General features: G+C 62.4%; 18 protein-coding genes and 1 tRNA gene. 3 read left to right on the top strand and 16 right to left on the bottom strand.

The window, feature by feature from the left end; genetic code table 11:
- Positions 1–28: 28 nt before the first annotated feature.
- The 3 genes from ACCQ08_RS10590 to secA form a co-directional block, all read right to left on the bottom strand.
- Complete coding sequence (locus tag ACCQ08_RS10590) at positions 29–985, bottom strand: ATP-binding protein (protein WP_373449756.1); 957 nt, start codon at positions 983–985, stop codon at positions 29–31.
- A gap of 84 nt (positions 986–1069) precedes the next feature.
- Positions 1070–2302, bottom strand: coding sequence for a bifunctional glutamate N-acetyltransferase/amino-acid acetyltransferase ArgJ (gene argJ / locus ACCQ08_RS10595; protein ID WP_313332123.1), 1233 nt, complete (start codon positions 2300–2302; stop codon positions 1070–1072).
- A gap of 78 nt (positions 2303–2380) precedes the next feature.
- The gene (secA, locus tag ACCQ08_RS10600; protein ID WP_239810792.1) at positions 2381–5119 is read right to left on the bottom strand and encodes a preprotein translocase subunit SecA; all 2739 of its coding nucleotides are present in this window, start codon (positions 5117–5119) and stop codon (positions 2381–2383) included.
- Between the two features lie 230 nt (positions 5120–5349).
- On the opposite strand from secA, the gene ACCQ08_RS10605 reads away from it, so the two are divergent.
- Positions 5350–5658, top strand: a complete 309-nt coding sequence (locus ACCQ08_RS10605; protein ID WP_021027801.1) for a hypothetical protein — start codon at positions 5350–5352, stop codon at positions 5656–5658.
- A gap of 89 nt (positions 5659–5747) precedes the next feature.
- Here ACCQ08_RS10605 and ACCQ08_RS10610 read toward each other — a convergent pair.
- The 6 genes from ACCQ08_RS10610 to petA all read right to left on the bottom strand — a co-directional run bounded on the left by ACCQ08_RS10610 (position 5748) and on the right by petA (position 10044).
- Positions 5748–5823, bottom strand: a tRNA-Thr gene (locus tag ACCQ08_RS10610).
- A 49-nt stretch (positions 5824–5872) separates the two neighbouring features.
- Positions 5873–6391, bottom strand: a complete 519-nt coding sequence (locus ACCQ08_RS10615) for a ClpXP protease specificity-enhancing factor (protein WP_373449757.1) — start codon at positions 6389–6391, stop codon at positions 5873–5875.
- 79 nt (positions 6392–6470) lie between these two features.
- A complete protein-coding gene (locus tag ACCQ08_RS10620) occupies positions 6471–7082 on the bottom strand; it encodes a glutathione S-transferase N-terminal domain-containing protein (protein ID WP_116927111.1) in 612 nt (203 codons plus the stop codon).
- 124 nt (positions 7083–7206) lie between these two features.
- The gene (locus ACCQ08_RS10625; RefSeq protein WP_373449758.1) at positions 7207–7971 is read right to left on the bottom strand and encodes a cytochrome c1; all 765 of its coding nucleotides are present in this window, start codon (positions 7969–7971) and stop codon (positions 7207–7209) included.
- An 18-nt stretch (positions 7972–7989) separates the two neighbouring features.
- On the bottom strand, positions 7990–9438 hold the full coding sequence (locus ACCQ08_RS10630; RefSeq protein WP_373449759.1) for a cytochrome bc complex cytochrome b subunit: 1449 nt from the start codon (positions 9436–9438) through the stop codon (positions 7990–7992).
- Between the two features lie 9 nt (positions 9439–9447).
- Positions 9448–10044: a ubiquinol-cytochrome c reductase iron-sulfur subunit gene (gene petA / locus ACCQ08_RS10635; RefSeq protein ID WP_239810788.1), complete on the bottom strand. Its 597-nt coding sequence runs from the start codon at positions 10042–10044 to the stop codon at positions 9448–9450.
- Positions 10045–10176: 132 nt separating this feature from the next.
- On the opposite strand from petA, the gene mscL reads away from it, so the two are divergent.
- Positions 10177–10605 (top strand): large conductance mechanosensitive channel protein MscL, encoded by a 429-nt coding sequence (gene mscL / locus ACCQ08_RS10640; RefSeq protein WP_312416480.1) that lies wholly within the window; start codon positions 10177–10179, stop codon positions 10603–10605.
- Between the two features lie 73 nt (positions 10606–10678).
- On the opposite strand, the gene pdxA is transcribed toward mscL, so the two are convergent.
- From pdxA to ACCQ08_RS10655, 3 genes are all read right to left on the bottom strand, one after another.
- Positions 10679–11731: a 4-hydroxythreonine-4-phosphate dehydrogenase PdxA gene (gene pdxA / locus ACCQ08_RS10645; RefSeq protein ID WP_373449760.1), complete on the bottom strand. Its 1053-nt coding sequence runs from the start codon at positions 11729–11731 to the stop codon at positions 10679–10681.
- 23 nt (positions 11732–11754) lie between these two features.
- On the bottom strand, positions 11755–12507 hold the full coding sequence (locus ACCQ08_RS10650) for a Nif3-like dinuclear metal center hexameric protein (RefSeq protein WP_313332132.1): 753 nt from the start codon (positions 12505–12507) through the stop codon (positions 11755–11757).
- A gap of 103 nt (positions 12508–12610) precedes the next feature.
- Positions 12611–13933, bottom strand: a complete 1323-nt coding sequence (locus tag ACCQ08_RS10655; protein WP_313332133.1) for an MFS transporter — start codon at positions 13931–13933, stop codon at positions 12611–12613.
- A 580-nt stretch (positions 13934–14513) separates the two neighbouring features.
- Between ACCQ08_RS10655 and ACCQ08_RS10660 the strand changes: the two genes are divergently transcribed.
- Positions 14514–15677 (top strand): trypsin-like peptidase domain-containing protein, encoded by a 1164-nt coding sequence (locus ACCQ08_RS10660; RefSeq protein WP_312416491.1) that lies wholly within the window; start codon positions 14514–14516, stop codon positions 15675–15677.
- A 184-nt stretch (positions 15678–15861) separates the two neighbouring features.
- Here ACCQ08_RS10660 and tatC read toward each other — a convergent pair whose 3' ends face one another.
- The 4 genes from tatC to ACCQ08_RS10680 all read right to left on the bottom strand — a co-directional run bounded on the left by tatC (position 15862) and on the right by ACCQ08_RS10680 (position 18092).
- Positions 15862–16656 carry a twin-arginine translocase subunit TatC gene (tatC, locus tag ACCQ08_RS10665; protein ID WP_239810782.1) on the bottom strand — a complete coding sequence of 265 codons (795 nt, stop codon included), beginning with the start codon at positions 16654–16656 and terminating at the stop codon, positions 15862–15864.
- 137 nt (positions 16657–16793) lie between these two features.
- On the bottom strand, positions 16794–17315 hold the full coding sequence (gene tatB, locus ACCQ08_RS10670; protein ID WP_239810781.1) for a Sec-independent protein translocase protein TatB: 522 nt from the start codon (positions 17313–17315) through the stop codon (positions 16794–16796).
- A gap of 65 nt (positions 17316–17380) precedes the next feature.
- Positions 17381–17632 (bottom strand): Sec-independent protein translocase subunit TatA, encoded by a 252-nt coding sequence (tatA, locus tag ACCQ08_RS10675; RefSeq protein WP_239810780.1) that lies wholly within the window; start codon positions 17630–17632, stop codon positions 17381–17383.
- Between the two features lie 103 nt (positions 17633–17735).
- On the bottom strand, positions 17736–18092 hold the full coding sequence (locus tag ACCQ08_RS10680; protein WP_313332138.1) for a histidine triad nucleotide-binding protein: 357 nt from the start codon (positions 18090–18092) through the stop codon (positions 17736–17738).
- Positions 18093–18129: the final 37 nt, after the last annotated feature.

Here is an 18129-nt window from a genome sequence, read left to right on the forward strand (position 1 = left end):
CATGGGCTGCGCGGGCAGCCCGGTATCGTCAATCCTGGGCCTCTTCCCCCAGGTCGGCTACATCGGCAATCTTCTGGCGTCCCTGCACTTCGCGGTGGCTGCGGCCCGCCCAGTCGCGGGCAAACTGGTGGGCCACCCGGCCGCTGCGCGAGCCGCGCTCCAGCGCCCAGACCAACGCCTCGGGCCTGGCGGCCTCGATATCGGCCTCGGCCACACCCAGCGCCGAGAGCCATTGGCCCACCACGCGCAGGTACTCGTCCTGGCTGAACGGGTAAAAGCTCACCCAGAGGCCAAAGCGCTCGGACAGCGAAATCTTTTCCTCGACCACTTCCCCGGGGTGGATCTCACCGTTCTCGCCCTTTTGCTGGGCCAGATTGTCGGTCATGTACTCGGGCAGCAGGTGACGGCGGTTGCTGGTCGCATAGACCAATACATTCGGGGTCGCTGCAGACACGGAGCCATCCAGAATCGACTTCATCGCCTTGTAGCCGGGCTCGCCTTCTTCAAAGCTCAGGTCATCGCAGTAGATGATGAATTTCTCGGGCCGGCCGGCCACCACATCGACGATATCGGGCAGATCGGTCAGATCGGCCTTGTCCACCTCGATCAGGCGCAGGCCCTGGGGCGCATAGGCATGCAGACAGGCGCGGATCAAGGACGACTTGCCAGTCCCCCGTGCGCCCGTCAACAGCACATTGTTGGCGGTGCTGCCTTGCACAAACTGCTCGGTGTTGCGCGCAATCTTTTCCTTTTGCCCGTCGATGTTCTGCAGATTGGACAAGGACATGGCTCCCACATGGCGCACAGGCTCCAGCACGCCGCAGCCGTTGGCCCGCTTGCGGTAGCGCCAGGCAATCGCGTCACTCCAGTCGGCCGGCGCCTGCAGCGCCTGGGGCAGCACGGATTCGATGCGCTGCATCAGCTGCTCGGCGCGCTGCACCAGGCGTTCAAGCGGAGAAAAAGGGGAGTTGGAAGACTCGGTCATGGTATCCAGAGGCTCAAGGTTGGAATGCCAGTAAGGCCGGCACCCACCCGGCTTAGGGGGGTGCGGCGCGCTGGCCCAGTGGGATCAGGAGCGGTAGTCCGCGTTGATGCTCACATAGTCGTGGCTCAGGTCGCAGGTCCACAGCTGGGTGGATGCGTTGCCACGGCCCAGCTGCACACGCACCACAATCTCCTGCTGCTTCATGACGCGCTGGCCATCGGCCTCCTGGTAGGCCGGGTTGCGGCCACCCTTGGTCGCGACATGCACATCGTCCAGGTACAGCTCGATCTGGGTCTGGTCCAGGTCGTCGATACCGGCATAACCCACAGCCGCCAGAATGCGGCCCAGGTTGGGGTCGCTGGCAAAAAACGCCGTCTTGACCAGCGGCGAATGCGCAATCGCATAGGCCACCAGGCGGCATTCCTCTTCGGTACGGCCCTGCTCCACGTCGATCTGGATGAACTTGGTGGCGCCTTCGCCGTCGCGCACAATGGCCTGCGCCAGCTTCTGGGCCACTTCGCGCAGCGCGGCCATCAAGGCCTGGCCATCGGCGGTGTTCCAGTCGGTGATCGGGGCATTGCCCGCCTGGTTGGTCGCGACCACGACAAAGGAGTCATTGGTCGAGGTGTCGCCATCGATCGTGATACGGTTGAAAGACTGGTCGGCCAAAGTCTTGGCCAGCGCTGGCATCAACTCAGGGCTGATGGCCGCGTCGGTGCCCAGAAAGCTCAGCATGGTCGCCATGTTGGGGCGGATCATGCCCGCGCCCTTGCTGATGCCGGTGACCTGCACCGTCTTGCCAGCCACGGTGGCCGAGGCGGAAAACGCCTTGGGCAGGGTGTCGGTGGTCATGATGCCCTCGGCCGCCTTGGCCCAGTGGCCCGGCTGCGCATCGGCAATCGCTGCAGGCAGGCCCGCAGTGATGCGGTCCACCGGCAGCGGCTCCATGATCACGCCCGTCGAGAACGGCAGCACTTGCTGGGCATCGATCTTCAGCAGGCCTGCCAGCGCATCACAGGTGGCGTGCGCACGGGCCAGGCCATCGGCGCCGGTGCCGGCATTGGCATTGCCGGTGTTGATGACTATCGCGCGGATGGACTGGCTATGGCTGGCCAGGTGCTCACGGCAGATCTGCACGGGCGCAGCGCAAAAGCGGTTCTTCGTGAACACGCCAGCGACATGGCTGCCCTCGTCCAGCAAGAACACCGTCACATCCTTGCGGTTGGCCTTGCGCACGCCGGCCTCCGTCACACCAATGCGAATACCGGCGACAGGGGCCAGGTCCTGCGCTACGGGGGCTTTCAAATTGACGGGCATATCAGTCTTTTCCTTGGAACCATGAAAAAAACGGGCGATGAACCAGTCAAAGCCCGTTGTGGTGAAGCGATCCGGTAATTACGCGAGTTTACCGTGGCAGAGCTTGTATTTCTTGCCGCTGCCGCAGGGGCATGGATCATTGCGGGCCACGCGCACGCCTTCGGGCAGGGCCAGTGGCTCGCTGGCCTCGGCATCCCCCGATTCATCGGGGCCGCTGTAGGTCACGTGGGCCGTGCGGTCATTGCTTTGTTCCAGCTGCTCGGTGGCTTCGTCGAGCTGTTCGGGCGAGCGGATCTGCACCGACATCATCACCCGGGTGACCTGGGTCTTGACCTGGTCGATCAGCTGGCTGAACAGCTCGAATGCCTCGCGCTTGTATTCCTGCTTGGGCTGCTTTTGCGCGTAGCCACGCAGGTGGATGCCCTGGCGCAGATAGTCCAGCGCGGCCAGGTGGTCGCGCCAGCTGGAGTCGAGCGTCTGCAGCAGCACCGCACGCATGAACTGCATGAAGTTTTCCTTGCCTGCCTGCTCCAGCTTGTCATTGAACAGGCGTGCACCTTCGGCCACCACCTTCTCTTCGATTTCCTCGTCAGTGATCGATTCCGCGCCTTCGAGCAGTTGCTGCAGCGGCAGGTCGATATGCCACTCCTCACGCAATACCTTCTCCAGGCCGGGCAGGTCCCACTGCTCTTCCATCGACTGCTCAGGCACATACTGGCGCACGATGTCAGCCAGTGCGCTGTCGCGCATGCCATCGATCATCGGTGCCAGATCGGCCGCATCGAGAATCTCGTTGCGCTGCTGGTAGATCACCTTGCGCTGGTCATTGGCGACATCGTCGTATTCGAGCAGCTGCTTGCGCATGTCGAAGTTGCGCGCTTCCACCTTGCGCTGGGCGCTCTCGATGGAGCGGGTCACGATGCCCGCTTCGATGGCTTCGCCATCGGGCATCTTCAGGCGTTCCATGATGGCCTTGACACGGTCGCCCGCGAAGATGCGCATCAGCTGGTCGTCCAGCGACAGGTAAAAACGCGAGGAGCCCCGGTCACCCTGGCGGCCGGCACGGCCACGCAGCTGGTTGTCGATACGGCGCGATTCATGGCGCTCGGTCGCGATGATGCGCAGACCGCCCAGCTCGGTCACCTTGTCATGCTCGACCTTCCACTCGGCGCGCAGGGCATCGATCTTGTTGCGGCGCTCGGTCTCGGACAGCGACTCGTCGGCCTCGATCGCAGCGACCTGCTTTTCGATATTGCCACCCAGCACGATGTCGGTACCACGACCGGCCATATTGGTCGCGATGGTGATGACGCCGGGGCGCCCTGCCTGGGCGATGATGTCGGCCTCGCGCTCGTGCTGCTTGGCGTTGAGCACCTGGTGAGGCAGGTTCTCCTTCTTCAGCATCTCGTCGATGATTTCGGAGTTCTCGATCGAGGTCGTGCCCACCAGCACCGGCTGGCCGCGCTCGTAGCACTCACGGATGTCCTGGATCGCCGCCGCATACTTCTCGGGCGTGGTCTTGTAGACGCGGTCCAGCTGGTCATCGCGCTTGCTGGGGCGGTTGGGCGGAATCACCACGGTCTCCAGACCGTAGATTTCCTGGAACTCATAGGCCTCGGTGTCTGCGGTACCCGTCATGCCACCGAGCTTGTTGTACAGGCGGAAGTAGTTCTGGAAGGTGATCGATGCCAAGGTCTGGTTCTCGGCCTGGATCTCCACGCCTTCCTTGGCTTCCACGGCCTGGTGCAGGCCTTCGCTCCAGCGGCGGCCCGACATCAGGCGGCCGGTGAACTCGTCGACAATCACGACCTCGCCGCCCTGCACCACATAGTGCTGGTCGCGGTGGTAGAGGTGCTGGGCGCGCAGTGCGGCGTACAGCTGGTGCACCAGGGTGATGTTGGCCGGGTCGTACAGCGATGCGCCTTCGGCCAGCATACCCTTTTCGGCCAGAATGCGCTCTGCCGCTTCGTAGCCTTGCTCGGTCAGGTGGATCTGGTGGCCCTTTTCGTCGACGGTGAAGTCGCCGGGCTTGGTCACGCCTTCACCGGTGCGGGGGTCGGCTTCGCCTTCCTGGCGGGTCAGCAGCGGCACCACTTCGCGCATCGCCAGGTAGGCGGCGGTATGGTCTTCGGCCTGGCCGGAGATGATCAGCGGCGTACGCGCCTCGTCGATCAGGATGGAGTCCACCTCGTCGACAATCGCGTAATTGAGCCGGCGCTGCACGCGCTCGCTCGCATCCTGCACCATGTTGTCGCGCAGGTAGTCAAAGCCGTATTCGTTGTTCGTACCGTAGGTGATGTCGGAGTTGTAGGCTGCCTGCTTCTCATGCTTGGGCAGTTGCGACAGGTTGATGCCCACCGACAGACCCAGGAAGTTGTACAGGCGTCCCATCCAGGTCGCATCACGCGTGGCCAGATAGTCATTGACCGTCACGACGTGCACACCATTGCCGCTCAGCGCGTTCAGGTACACCGGCAAGGTACCCGTCAAGGTCTTGCCTTCACCGGTGCGCATTTCGGCAATCTTGCCGTAATGCAGGGCCATGCCGCCCAGCATCTGCACGTCGAAGTGGCGCATCTTCATCACACGCTTGGAGCCCTCGCGCACCACGGCAAATGCCTCGGGCAGGATGTTGTCCAGCGACTCGCCGCCAGCAATGCGGTTCTTGAATTCCTGCGTCTTCTCGCGCAATTGTTCGTCGCTGAGCTTCTCGTACTCCGGCTCCATCGCATTGATGCGAGCGACGACCTTGCGGTATTGCTTGAGCAGGCGATCATTGCGACTGCCAAAAATTTTGGTGAAGAAATTGGTTGCCATGCGAACAGAACCACACAACCAGGGAGTGCACTCTCGTCCACCCCTGCCATGCGACCGGAATTCCTAGTGATTAGTGTTGTGTCAGATGGAGGCAATGACCCCGGCTTCAATACCGGGAACGAGGCCTGCCGAATAAAACATTCTACAACCCTGAATAGAATGCGTTGTGGCAGGTGCATTGCAATGTATGGCTATCGCCCCTGGCCCGCCCCTGACACCCCTTCCCAGCCATGATCCAGCCCCAACGCCGGCATTTCGCCGTCACCGTAGAACAAGCCGCGAGCGAAGCGCCCACGTTGGCCAGCCTCGTGGCATTGACGCGCGAGTCCGCCACCCGCTTCAAGCTTGTGGAGCCGCTGATTCCGCCGATGCTGCGCGCCTCGATCAAGCCCGGCCCCATCGACGGCGACCAGTGGTGCCTGCTGGTGGCCAACAATGCCTGCGCGGCCAAGATGAAGCAATTGCTGCCGGCCATGGCTGCCCATCTGCGCGTCAAAGGCTACCCGACGGCTGACATTCGCCTCAAAGTACTGCGCTGACTGACCCATCCAGGCCAGGCAAGGCCAGGCGGCCGGTCGGGACGCAAAAAAGCCGTTCGCAGCACGGGGCTGAGAACGGCTCTGGAATCTGGTGCCGGTTATCGGAATCGAACTGATGACCTACCGCTTACAAGGCGGTTGCTCTACCAACTGAGCTAAACCGGCAACACTCGGCATTCTATACGGGATTGCCCGCAGCAAAGCCAAATGGGTCCTATTTGACCAGTTTGAGGGACGGCTTGCCGCCTTTGCCGCTGCGGCTGGGGGCATTGCCATCGGGCGCGGGCGGTTCGTCACTGGAGGTCACGACCTGCATGACCGGCGGCGCAGCGTCCGCGGCGGTCTCCTCGCCGTTGTCGCTGCTTGCCTCCAGCGCTGCCATCGCAATGTCGGCATCGTCATCGAGCAGATCTTCGGGTGGCGGAAAGCCCATGCCCTGCCCCGTTTCACGGGCAAAGATCGCGACCACACGGCTGACAGGCACCATGATGTCGCGCGGCACGCCGCCAAAACGGGCGGTGAACTCGATGTAGTCATTGCCCAGCTTGAGCGCACTGGTCGCGTCGTAGCTGATATTGAGCACGATTTCGCCGTCTTTGACGAATTCGCGCGGCACCAGCACCGTCTTGTCCACACGGACACTGAGGTACGGGGTCAGGCCATTGTCATTGCACCACTCCACCCAGGCGCGGATCAGGTACGGCTGGGTGGATGTTGTCTGGATTTCACTCATTGGACACTTTCTGCGCGCTCCCGCGCCACGGAGCATGGCTCCGCAGACGCTGCCCGCGCTGCGGCAGGCTCGGGGCCTTTTACTTGCGCATGACCTTTTCGGAAGGCGTCAGCGCCTCGATGTACGCAGGACGCGAGAAGATGCGCTCTGCATACTTGAGCAGCGGAGCGGCGTTCTTGGACAGCTCGATGCCGTAGTAATCCAGGCGCCACAGCAGCGGCGCAATGGCCACGTCCAGCATCGAGAAGTTCTCGCCCAGGATGAACTTGTTCTTCAGGAACACCGGTGCCATCTGGGTCAGGCGGTCGCGGATCTGAGCACGGGCCTTTTCCAGCGCCTTCTCGTTGCCCTTGACGGCACGCTCTTCCAGGGTGTGCACGTGGGTGAACAGCTCTTTTTCGAAGTTCAGCAGGAACAGGCGCACGCGGGCGCGCTCGACCGGATCGCCGGGCATCAGCTGTGGATGGGGGAAGCGCTCGTCGATGTACTCGTTGATGATGTTCGATTCGTACAGGATCAAATCACGTTCGACCAGGATAGGCACTTGGCCGTAGGGATTCATCACACTGATGTCTTCGGGCTTGTTGAACAGGTCCACATCGCGGATCTCGAAATCCATCCCTTTTTCAAACAGCACAAAGCGGCAGCGGTGGGAGAAAGGGCAGGTCGTTCCCGAATAAAGCACCATCATGGTGAGAGGCTCCTCAAAATCAAAAAAGAGTGGACTGCAGTCAATGCCGCCCACTCTACACAAATCGGCTACCCAAATTCAAGCCCTGCTCACAGGGCCTGGACCGGCTGCACGCAAAATACGTTTACTTCACATCTTTCCAGAACGCCGCATTCAGACGCCAGGTGATGAGGATCAGGCCCAGCAAAAATATCAACACCCCGACGCCGACGCGCATGCGGGTGTTCTGGCTGGGATCACCCATCCATTGTAGATAGTTCACCAAATCACCCACACTCTTATCGAATTCGGTGGAATTCAGCTTGCCCGGCGTGACCTGTTGCCAGCCGCTGAACACCTGCGTCTTGTGCCCATGCTCCTCCACCTCTTTGTAGACCGGCACGCGCACACCTTGCAGTTCCCAGAGCACATGGGGCATGCCCACCGAGGGGAAGGCCATGTTGTTCCAGCCGGTGGCCTTGGTGTCGTCCTTGTAGAAGCCACGCAGGAAGGTATAGAGGTAGTCCGCACCGCTGCCCTGGTGGCCGGCACGTGAGCGCGCCACCAAGGTCAGGTCCGGCGGATTGGCGCCAAACCACTCCTTGGCCTGCTTGGGATCGATGGCCGCCTTCATCGTCTCGCCGACCTTGTCGGTGGTGAACAGCAGGTTGTCCTTGATCTGCTGCTCGGTCAGGCCAATGTCCTGCAGCCGGTTGTAGCGCATGAAAGCGGCCGAATGGCAGCTGAGGCAGTAGTTCACAAACAGCTTGGCGCCGTTTTGCAAGGAGGTGGTGTTGGTGGTGTCGGGCTTGAACTTGTCCCAAGCGACACCGCCTTCGGCCGCCTGCACCGCGCCGGCCCCCAAAAGCACGCCCAGGCCCAGGCATGCGGAGAGAATGATTTTTTTCATCGTGGGATGCTTTCTGGTTCAGTGCGCATGGAAGGTGACACGCTCAGGCACCGGCTTGGGGGTGCCCTTGCGGCTCCACCACGGCATCAGCAGAAAAAAGCCAAAGTAGAACAAGGTACCCACTTGCGAGACCTTTTCGCCAATCGGCGATGGCGGCTGCACCCCCAGATAGGCGAGCACCACGAAGTTCACGACAAACACCGCATACACATACTTGTGCCAGTGCGGGCGGTAGCGGATGGAGCGCACCGGGCTGTGGTCCAGCCAGGGCAGGAAGAACAGGATGATCACCGCCAGGCCCATCACCACCACACCCCAGAACTTGGCGTCGATACCGCCCAGCGCCGCAATGCCGGTGAACGCAAAAGCGCCAAACATGGCCAGCACCACCAGGCCTACCAGCACCAGCAGCCCCTTGAGGATGGTCGCCAAGCGGGTCTTGATGCAGACATAGGCAACCGCCGCGACCAGGATCACCGACAGGGCCACCATCATCTCGCCGGTGATGGCACGCAGCATCGAGTAGAACGGCGTGAAGTACCAGACCGGCGCGATGTGGTTGGGCGTCTTGAGCGGGTCGGCCGGGATGAAGTTGTTGTACTCGAGGAAGTAGCCGCCCATCTCCGGCGCAAAGAACACGATGGCCGAGAAGATGAACAGGAACACCGCCACGCCAAACAGGTCATGCACCGTGTAGTACGGGTGGAAGGGCACGCCATCAAGCGGCCGGCCCTGCGCATCCTTGGGCGCATTAGGCCCCTTGATCTCGATGCCATCGGGGTTGTTCGAGCCCACATCATGCAAGGCCAGCAAGTGCGCCGCAACCAGGCCCAGCAGCACCAGCGGCACGGCAATCACGTGGAAGCTGAAGAAGCGGTTCAAGGTGGCATCGCCCACCACATAGTCGCCACGAATCAGCAGGGCCAGGTCCGGGCCGATGAAGGGAATGGCCGAGAACAGGTTGACGATCACCTGGGCGCCCCAATACGACATCTGGCCCCAGGGCAGCAGGTAGCCCATGAAGGCCTCGGCCATCAGGCACAGGAAGATGGCGCAGCCAAACACCCAGACCAGCTCACGCGGCTTGCGGTAGCTGCCGTACAACAGGCCCCGGAACATGTGCAAATAGACCACGACAAAGAACGCCGACGCACCGGTGGAATGCATGGTCCGGATCAGCCAGCCCCAGGGCACATCACGCATGATGTACTCGACCGAGGCAAAGGCCTTCTCGGCATCGGGCTTGTAGTGCATCACCAAGAAGATGCCGGTGACGATCTGGATCACCAGCACCAGCAGCGCCAGCGAGCCAAAGATGTACCAGAAGTTGAAGTTCTTCGGTGCGTAGTACTCCGACATATGGACCCGGTAGGCCTCAAATGCCGTGGGAAAGCGGTTCTCCAGCCAGTTGCCGGCCTTGGCGCCCAAGGTGGCGTTCGGCGATATCTCCTTGAATTCGTGTGCCATCGCGCCTCCTTATGCTTTTTTGTCTTCGCCAATCAGCAGCTTGGTATCGCTCAGATACTGGTGCGCTGGCACTTCGAGGTTGTCGGGCGCGGGCTTGTTCTTGAATACGCGGCCGGCCAGGTCAAAGGTCGAGCCGTGGCAGGGGCAGAGAAAGCCGCCTTTCCAGTCGTCGGGCAGCGAAGGCTGGGGGCCGGGCTGCAGCTTGTCGGTGGGGGAGCAGCCCAGGTGGGTGCAGATGCCGATCACGACCAGCACCTCGGGCTTGATGGAGCGGGTTTCGTTCTTGGCGTAGGCCGGTGTCGGATAGGCGGTGCGCTCCGACTTGGGGTCGGCGAGCTGGCCATCGAGCTGGGGCAGCTCGGCGATCTGCTCAGGCGTGCGGCGCAGGATCCAGATCGGCTTGCCGCGCCATTCGGCGGTGATTTTCTCGCCAGGCTTGAGGTCCGAGATATCCACTTCAACGGCAGCGCCGGCGGCCTTGGCCTTTTCTGAAGGATTGAAGGAGCTGACAAACGGAACCGCAGTGGCGACTCCTCCGACAGCACCTGCGCATCCCGACGCTATCAGCCACGTCCTTTTACTGGAGTCGATGGAAGAATCACTCATGGGGCTCCTTGGTCAACGCTTATATCTCGGTTTTTGGCGGATTGTACGAAGTGTCTTGCCCATCATGCAATGCGCCGAAACCCTTGAAGCTGAGCGATACTAGGCGTCATGTTTAATTGACAGGAGCAGCGCATGAGCTTCATGAAGGAATTCCGCGAGTTCGCGGTCAAGGGCAATGTGATGGATCTGGCCGTTGGTGTGATCATCGGCGCCGCTTTTGGCAAGATCGTCGACTCGGTCGTGAACGACCTTATCATGCCCCTCGTCGGTTTGGTCTTTGGCAAGCTGGACTTCTCCAACCTCTTCGTCGTGCTGGGCACCATTCCCGATGGCGTGCCGCGTACGCTCGATGCACTGAAAAAAGCGGGCATTCCGGTGTTTGCTTATGGCAACTTCATCACCGTCGCGGTGAACTTCGCGATCCTGGCCTTCATCATTTTCCTGATGGTCAAGCAGATCAACCGCCTCAAGCGCGACACGCCTCCTCCCGCACCAGCAGCCCCCCCGGAAGACGTGGTGCTGCTGCGCGAAATCCGCGACAGTCTGCAGCAAAAGCGTTGATTTTTTGCAACAAGGAAGCAGAAATTCTGCTTCTTTTGCACCGACACCACAGCAGCCTTTGGAGGCTGCTTTTTTATGCCTGCGGCTGCCCTGCGGCCAAGCGGCGTGCCATCTGCACTGCCGCGATCAGGCTGGCCGCATCGGCCAGGCCCTGGCCGGCAATGTCAAAGGCTGTGCCATGGTCCGGGCTGGTGCGCACCAGCGGCAGGCCCAGGGTCACGTTGACGCCCTCGTCCAGCCCCAGGTACTTCACGGGGATCAGGCCCTGGTCGTGGTACATGGCCACCACCACATCAAAGGCGCCGGGATGCTCGGCGCTGTGGCGGGCGCGCATGAAGACGGTATCGGGCGGCTCGGGGCCGACCACTTGCATGCCCAGCGCCTGCGCAGCGGCCACGGCGGGCGCTATGTGCTCCAGCTCTTCACGGCCCATCAGACCTGCCTCACCGGCATGGGGATTGAGCCCTGCCACCGCAATCCGGGGGGGCCGCCCTAGCGCACGCAGCAAGGCCTCGTGCGTGATGCGGATGGTCTCCAGCACCTGCTCTTTGGTCACTGCGTCAATGGCATCGCGCAGCGATACATGGATGCTCACCAGCACGGTGCGCAGCGCTTCATTGGCCAGCATCATGCGCACCGGCATTTGTGCCAGTGCCACCCCGGCATGCTGGGCCGCTTCGGCCTGCAGCAATTCGGTATGGCCGGGGAACGGGAGCCCGGCCAGGTGCAGCGCCTCCTTGTTCAAGGGCGCCGTCACCAACCCGGCAATCCGGCCTTGCAAGGCCTGGCGCGCCGCCCAGCGCACGCACTCGGCAGCAGAGCGCCCGGCCTCGGCCTGCACCTGGCCAAAGGGCAAAGGCCCGGGCAAGCCTGGCAGTGACAGCACCGGCATGCAACGCGGCGGCACGCTCCAGGCCTCTTGCGGATCCGCAATCTCGGCCACCGGCAGCGCGCAGCGGCCCGGGCCCTGCAGCATCTGCGCTGCGCGGCGCAGGGTCTGCAGCTCGCCGACGACAAAGCAGCCCAGCATCTGCTCGGGCGCATCACGAAAGGCCTTGGCCACGATTTCCGGGCCAATGCCGGCGGGGTCGCCCTGGGTGATGGCGAGCAAGGGAGCGGAGTGCACGGGGGATGTCCTTCGGAGAAACGTCAGGCGGGATTGTCGATGTCGATAAAGTGATGCGCCACGCCCAACTGCTGGGCTACGGCGGCCGCAGCGGCGGGCGCGCCGTAGCGCTCGGTCGCATGGTGGCCGGCCGCAAAAAAGCTCACGCCGGTCTCGCGCGCCAGGTGGGCCTGGGGCTCGGATATCTCGCCGGTCAGAAAGCCATCAGCACCGGCAGCCATTGCGGCCTCGAAGAAGCCCTGCGCGCCCCCGGTGCACCAGGCCATGCGGCGGATGGGGCGTGGCGTTTCGCCCGTCACCACGGTGACGGAGCGGCCCAGGGTCTGTTGTATGTGCGCAGCCACTTGCGCAGGTGGCAGCGCATCCAGGCTGCCGATAAAGCCCAGTTCCTGGTCGCCAAAACGGGCGTCGGCCTGCCAGCCCAGCTGCACGCCCAGTTGGGCATTGTTGCCCAGCTCCGGGTGCGCATCCAGCGGCAGGTGGTAGGCGAACAGATTGATGTCGTGCTTGATCAGCAGCTCGATGCGCTGCTTCATCCAGCCGGTGATGCGGCCGTCGTAACCACGCCAGAACAAGCCATGGTGCACAAAGATCGCATCGGCCTGGGCGGCAATGGCCGCCTTGATCAGCGCCCGCGATGCCGTCACACCGCTGACCAGCTTGCGGATCTCCGCCTTGCCCTCCACCTGCAAACCATTGGGGCCATAGTCTTTGAAGCGGGCGGGCTGCAGCAGCGCATCAAAGGCCTGCAGCATGTCTTGGCGGGTCGTAGTCATGCCCGATTGTCTCAGACCTGTGCGGCGCGCCACCCCGGAATCAAAAAACCCGCTGATGCCAGGCATGCAGCGGGTTCGAGGCGCCATCCGCCAAAAAGCGGATTTACTTTTTGGCGACCCAGCCCTTGACGGCCAGCGGCCAGAAGCCCATGGCCACGCCCAGCACGCCCATCGCGGCCACATAGTGGGCAGGCGCCATCACATCGGCCTGTTGCCAGACGGACACCAGCATCGGCGTCAAACCACCGAACACGGCATAGGCCATGTTGTACGAGAAGGACAGTCCAGTGAAGCGCACCTCGGGCGGGAAGGCGCGCACACCAACGACGGGCAGCAGCGAGATCGCACCCACAAAGAAGCCCACCAGCGCATAGGTCCAGACCAGCGAGACCTCGGTGCCAGGCAGGTTCAGGTAAAACAGATAGGCGGTAACGGCCATGCCGCCCCAGCCCAGCACCATCGCGGCACGCGTGCCCCATTGGTCCGACAGCCAGCCCCAGAACACGCAGCCGAGGGTCAAGGTCACAGTCGCTACGGCATTGGCCTTGAGGGCCACCGCAGGGGCGATATGGAACACCTTTTGCAGATAGGAAGGTGTGAACAGGATCACCACCACCACGGCGGTGGACAGGATCCAGGTCATCAGCGCCACGACCACGCTGGCTTCGCGGTGGTCGCGCAGAATGGTCTTCAGCGGCAGTTCGCGGTCCACCTGCTTGCGGGCCTGCATCTCCTGGAAGATGGGGGTCTCATGCAGGAACTTGCGCAGGTACACGGACACCAGGCCAAACACGCCGCCCAGGATGAACGGAATGCGCCAGGCCCAGTCGTGGATCTCGGCCGCGCTGTAGACGCTGTTGAGCCAGACGCCAATGATCGAGCCCAGGAAAATGCCGCCGGTGATGCCGGAGGTCAGCGAGCCAATCGCGAAGCCATAGCGTTTGGCCGGTGCGTGCTCGGCGACAAACACCCAGGCACCGGGCATCTCGCCGCCAATCGCAGCGCCTTGCAGCACGCGCATCGCCAGCAGCAGGATGGGCGCGGCCAAGCCAATGGTTTCATAGGTCGGCAGCAGGCCGATCACCAAGGTGGGCACCGCCATCAGGAACACCGACAAGGTGAACATCTGCTTGCGGCCCAGAATGTCGCCAAAGTGGGCGATCAAGATCCCGCCAATGGGGCGGGCCAGGTAGCCAGCCGCGAAGATGCCCAGCGTCTGCAGCTGGCGCATCCAGTCCGGCATCGAGGCCGGGAAGAACAGCGATCCCAGTACGTTGGCAAAGAATACAAACACCACAAAGTCATAAAACTCCAGGGTGCCGCCCAGGGCCGACAGGCCCAGGGTCTTGTAGTCGTCCCGGTTCAAGGGGCGGTTGGCAGGCGAAGCAGCGGCAGCCCCACCTTGGTCAGCAGTCAGCGAAGTCATGTGTCCTCTACATATCAGAGCAGGACAGCGCAAAACGCAGCGCATTGTGGGCGCGTATCAAGGGGTTCGGCGAGCCCCGGGATGGCGGGAGTCAGCGCAAGCGAGAGGAGAGATGGACCCCTTCGCAGGGAACCACGATGAGCGCAGGAGCGCAGTCAAAAGGTTGGGAAGCCATTCTAGGTACTTACCCTTTGGCCTCTGCCACTGTCACGAAAAGTATCCCTCTCTGCTAGGGCTTGCAATGGCGCCCTCGTATCTGTGCCGCGATGACATTGTTCCGCCAGCAACGGTTTTTAGAGGCATTCTTTGAAAATCCCCGGGATTGGTCCGATTTGGAGAACAATGTCGCGGCCATGACATCGTCAAATACGATGGATTGCATCGCAGATGGCCGCGAGATGCGCCAGAATACCCGTGGCCCTGCTGCGCCCGTCAACCGCCGGGCGGCGCCTGCGCCGCAGCGCATCAGACGGCACCGCAGCGCCTTGCCGCCAGGCCCGGTGCCATAATCAATAGCAATGCCCAACGCCGTTGCTGGCTGTCAGCCAGGCGCGGCCACCTTCACCCTATCCTAGGTTCTATGAAACGCCTCTGGCTTTTTTTCGCACAATCGGTCACCGTCTTGCTGGCCTTGTACTTTATCGTCGCCACCTTGCAGCCCGGCTGGCTGCAGCGCAACAACGCCGTACGCAGCAATGCCGGCATCGCGTTGATCGAGGCGCCGCAAAGCGAAGCCAACCGGGCCAGCGTCGCGACCAGCAGCTTCAGCCCCGCCGCCAAAAAGGCGTCGCCGGCGGTGGTCAGCATCAACACCAGCACGGCAGTGCGCCACCCGCGCGCCAACGACCCCTGGTTCCAGTTCTTCTTTGGCGACCAGGGCGTGCAGAACCAGGCGGGCCTGGGCAGCGGCGTGATCGTCAGCCCTGACGGCTATGTGCTCACCAACAACCATGTGGTCGAGGCCGCCGACGATATCGAAGTGACCTTGACCGATGGCCGCAAAGCCAAGGGCACGATCATCGGCACCGATCCGGAGACGGACCTCGCCATTCTCAAGATCAGCCTCGACAAATTGCCGGTCATCGTGCTGGGCAATTCGGATTCGGCCGAGGTCGGCGACCAGGTACTGGCGATTGGCAACCCCTTTGGCGTGGGCCAAACGGTGACCAGCGGCATCATCAGCGCGCTGGGCCGCAGTGAGCTGGGCATCAACACTTTCGAGAATTTCATCCAGACCGATGCGGCCATCAACCCCGGCAACTCGGGCGGCGCGCTGGTCGATGTCAACGGCAATCTGGTCGGCATCAACACAGCCATCTATTCGCGCTCGGGAGGCAGCATGGGCATTGGCTTTGCCATCCCCATCGCGCTGGCCAAGAACGTGCTCGACAGCATCGTGCGCGATGGTAAGGTCACCCGCGGCTGGATCGGCGTCGAGCCCAATGACCTGACACCCGAGCTGGCCGACACCTTTGGCGTCAAGGCCGACACCGGTGTGATCATCACCGGCGTGCTGCAAAGCGGCCCTGCCGCCAATGCTGGCATCCGCCCCGGTGATGTGATCACCCAGATCGGCGCGATGCCGGTGCACCATGTGCAAAGCCTGCTGACGGCCGTGGCCGCGCTGGTGCCCGGCACCACGTCCGAAGTGCAGTTGCGCCGGGGGGACCAGAGCCTGACCCTGCCAATTACCCCGGGCACCCGCCCGGTCAACAACCGCGCGATGCCCCAAGGCCGGCGTTAAGCGCTGGCGGGGTGCGCTGGCTGCGCCCTCGCCCGGGCCATGCATCCCACCGATGTGGAACCAGGCCGCCGAGCACTACCGCTGCGGCCAAGCCGCTCCAGCCCCCCGTACCTCACAAATACCAAAGCCCCGGCTGAACCCAGGTCAGCATGGGGCTTTGTGGTATCTGGCGGGCTGGCAGTAATCAGGCTGCTGCGTCAGCGTCGCTCTCTTCTTCCTTCTTGGGCTGGTTGCGCGAGAACCAGGTGGCGCCCAGGATGCCGACCTCGTACAGAATGCACATGGGCACGGCCAGCGAAATCTGCGACAGCACATCCGGCGGGGTCACCACCGCCGCGATGACAAACGACAGCACGATGAAGTAGCCGCGGAACGACTTGAGCTTGGCAATCTCCACCAGGCCCAGGCGCACCAGCAGGATCACCACAATCGGGACCTGGAAGGCCAGGCCAAAGGCCAGGTAGAGTGACAAGATGGCCTCGACATACGAGGCGATATCGGGCGTGGCAGCCACGCTCGACGGCGTGAAGTGCTGGATGAAGCCGAACATGCGGTCAAGCACGAACAGCTGCACAAAGGCAATGCCGGCATAGGCCAGCAGGCTGCCAAAGAAGATCAGCGGCAGCGCAAACTTGCGCTCATGCATGTACAGGCCCGGTGCCACAAAGGCCCACAGCTGGTACATGATCCAGGGCAGTGCCAGCAAGATCGCTGCCATGCCCAGCACTTTGAGCGGGACGATGAAAGGCGAGAACACGCCAACCGCGATCAGCTTGGCGTCGGGCGGCATGTGCATCTTGATCGGATGGGCGATGAAATTCATCAAGCCATCCGGCCCCGGCCAGATGGCCAGCAGCACCACGGCGACGAGCACACCGCCAATGCTGTAGAGCAGCCTATCGCGCAGCTCCATCAGGTGCTGCACAAAGGGCTGCTCGGTGCCGGCCAGCTCGTCTTCTTTGGAAGGGGTTTCGGACATGGGGATATCAGTTGCGGATCAAGGCATCACCGGCGTGCAGCACCTGGAGGCAGGCTGCACCATCGCGGACCGGTGGAATGCCAGGGAGAAAACATGCCAACGCCCTGCCCCTGGAGCCTGATGCGTTGCGGGCGCCATCACAGGCCGGACGATGGCTTTTTGGGCCGGAAACGTGCCACGCGTGCCGCGCCCGATTGCACATGGGTGCGCACACCCGCTTGGTGCTTGTACCACTGGGGCGTCGCGCCGCGCTTTACGCGCCAGTTCTTGCGCGGGTGGTGGTAGACCGGCGCCACCGCCGATGCCGAGCCACTGTCATAGCTCTCGGCATAGGGATCTGCGGTGTAGAAGCTGTCGTCGCTGGCCGATGAAGCCAGGCCATTGGCCTGGTCGTTGAGGTTTTTCTCGAAGTCTGCCGAATTGGTGCGGATGGTGTTTTCCACATCCCGCGCGGCTGACTCGACGTTCTCTTTCATCTTGCGCAGCTCGTCAAGCTCCATCGAGCGGTTGACCTCGGACTTGACGTCGTTGACATAGCGCTGCGCCTTGCCCAGCAAAGTGCCTACCGTGCGCGCAACGCGCGGCAGTTTTTCAGGGCCGATGACGATCAGTGCCACCGCACCGATCAAGGCCATTTTGGAGATACCGAGATCAAACATTCCAGTCCCATCGAATGCACAGCAACGGTTGCTGCGGCTGGCCCGCAGCCCCAGCGGCGCGCATATCAGCCCTTGTTCTTGGCTTCTACGTCGATGGTGGAGTTCTTGTCAGCGACAGGCGACTGGCCCACCTGCTGTGCCGTGGTCGTCGTGGGGGCAGCGGGCGAGGCCGAGTCACTGCCGTCCTTGATGCCATCCTTGAAGCCCTTGACCGCACCACCCAGATCGGTGCCGATGTTCTTGAGCTTCTTGGTGCCAAACACCAGCACCACGATGAGCAGAACAATCAGCCAATGCCAAACAGAAAAGGAACCCATGAAATTCTCCTAGCGAATATGCACATTTTAGACGCCTTGGGCATCTACCAGTTTCGTAATACTGTCACAGGGCGAGGTCATCGCCGTTGGGCGGAGCCAGCGCTCAGCCCTTTTTCCAGGGCCGGGGGCCGCCCAGCAGGTGGATGTGCAGGTGGTGCACTTCCTGGCCGCCCTCCTCGCCGGTGTTGACCATCAGCCGGAAACCCCCTTGCGGATAGGGGTTGCAGCCGTTGTCCAGCGCCAGTTGCGGTGCCTTGGCCAGCATGCGTCCCAGCAGCGAGGCATCTTCGGCACCGACCTGCGCCATCGACGGGATGTGCCGCTTGGGCACCATCAGCAAATGCACGGGAGCGGCCGGGTGGATGTCCTTGAACACCAGCATGTCCTCGTCCTCATGAACCTTGCTCGACGGGATTTGGCCGGCGATGATTTTGCAAAAAAGGCAGTCGGGATCGTGCATAAAATTCTTATCTCTCAAAACAACGGCGGCGCCGCAG

This window comes from Comamonas sp. SY3 (genome assembly GCF_041730275.1).
Taxonomy (GTDB): domain Bacteria; phylum Pseudomonadota; class Gammaproteobacteria; order Burkholderiales; family Burkholderiaceae_C; genus Comamonas; species Comamonas sediminis.

What these genes read in the sequence shown, in the direction of transcription:
- ACCQ08_RS10625 (WP_373449758.1), bottom strand. Translation starts at nt 7,971, where the DNA reads ATGAAAAAAATCATTCTCTCCGCATGCCTGGGCCTGGGCGTGCTTTTG.
- ACCQ08_RS10630 (WP_373449759.1), bottom strand. Translation starts at nt 9,438, where the DNA reads ATGGCACACGAATTCAAGGAGATATCGCCGAACGCCACCTTGGGCGCC.
- tatC (WP_239810782.1), bottom strand. Translation starts at nt 16,656, where the DNA reads ATGTCCGAAACCCCTTCCAAAGAAGACGAGCTGGCCGGCACCGAGCAG.
- mscL (WP_312416480.1), top strand. Translation starts at nt 10,177, where the DNA reads ATGAGCTTCATGAAGGAATTCCGCGAGTTCGCGGTCAAGGGCAATGTG.
- ACCQ08_RS10590 (WP_373449756.1), bottom strand. Translation starts at nt 985, where the DNA reads ATGACCGAGTCTTCCAACTCCCCTTTTTCTCCGCTTGAACGCCTGGTG.
- ACCQ08_RS10680 (WP_313332138.1), bottom strand. Translation starts at nt 18,092, where the DNA reads ATGCACGATCCCGACTGCCTTTTTTGCAAAATCATCGCCGGCCAAATC.
- secA (WP_239810792.1), bottom strand. Translation starts at nt 5,119, where the DNA reads ATGGCAACCAATTTCTTCACCAAAATTTTTGGCAGTCGCAATGATCGC.
- tatA (WP_239810780.1), bottom strand. Translation starts at nt 17,632, where the DNA reads ATGGGTTCCTTTTCTGTTTGGCATTGGCTGATTGTTCTGCTCATCGTG.
- tatB (WP_239810781.1), bottom strand. Translation starts at nt 17,315, where the DNA reads ATGTTTGATCTCGGTATCTCCAAAATGGCCTTGATCGGTGCGGTGGCA.
- ACCQ08_RS10655 (WP_313332133.1), bottom strand. Translation starts at nt 13,933, where the DNA reads ATGACTTCGCTGACTGCTGACCAAGGTGGGGCTGCCGCTGCTTCGCCT.
- petA (WP_239810788.1), bottom strand. Translation starts at nt 10,044, where the DNA reads ATGAGTGATTCTTCCATCGACTCCAGTAAAAGGACGTGGCTGATAGCG.
- ACCQ08_RS10605 (WP_021027801.1), top strand. Translation starts at nt 5,350, where the DNA reads ATGATCCAGCCCCAACGCCGGCATTTCGCCGTCACCGTAGAACAAGCC.
- ACCQ08_RS10650 (WP_313332132.1), bottom strand. Translation starts at nt 12,507, where the DNA reads ATGACTACGACCCGCCAAGACATGCTGCAGGCCTTTGATGCGCTGCTG.
- argJ (WP_313332123.1), bottom strand. Translation starts at nt 2,302, where the DNA reads ATGCCCGTCAATTTGAAAGCCCCCGTAGCGCAGGACCTGGCCCCTGTC.
- ACCQ08_RS10615 (WP_373449757.1), bottom strand. Translation starts at nt 6,391, where the DNA reads ATGAGTGAAATCCAGACAACATCCACCCAGCCGTACCTGATCCGCGCC.
- ACCQ08_RS10620 (WP_116927111.1), bottom strand. Translation starts at nt 7,082, where the DNA reads ATGATGGTGCTTTATTCGGGAACGACCTGCCCTTTCTCCCACCGCTGC.
- ACCQ08_RS10660 (WP_312416491.1), top strand. Translation starts at nt 14,514, where the DNA reads ATGAAACGCCTCTGGCTTTTTTTCGCACAATCGGTCACCGTCTTGCTG.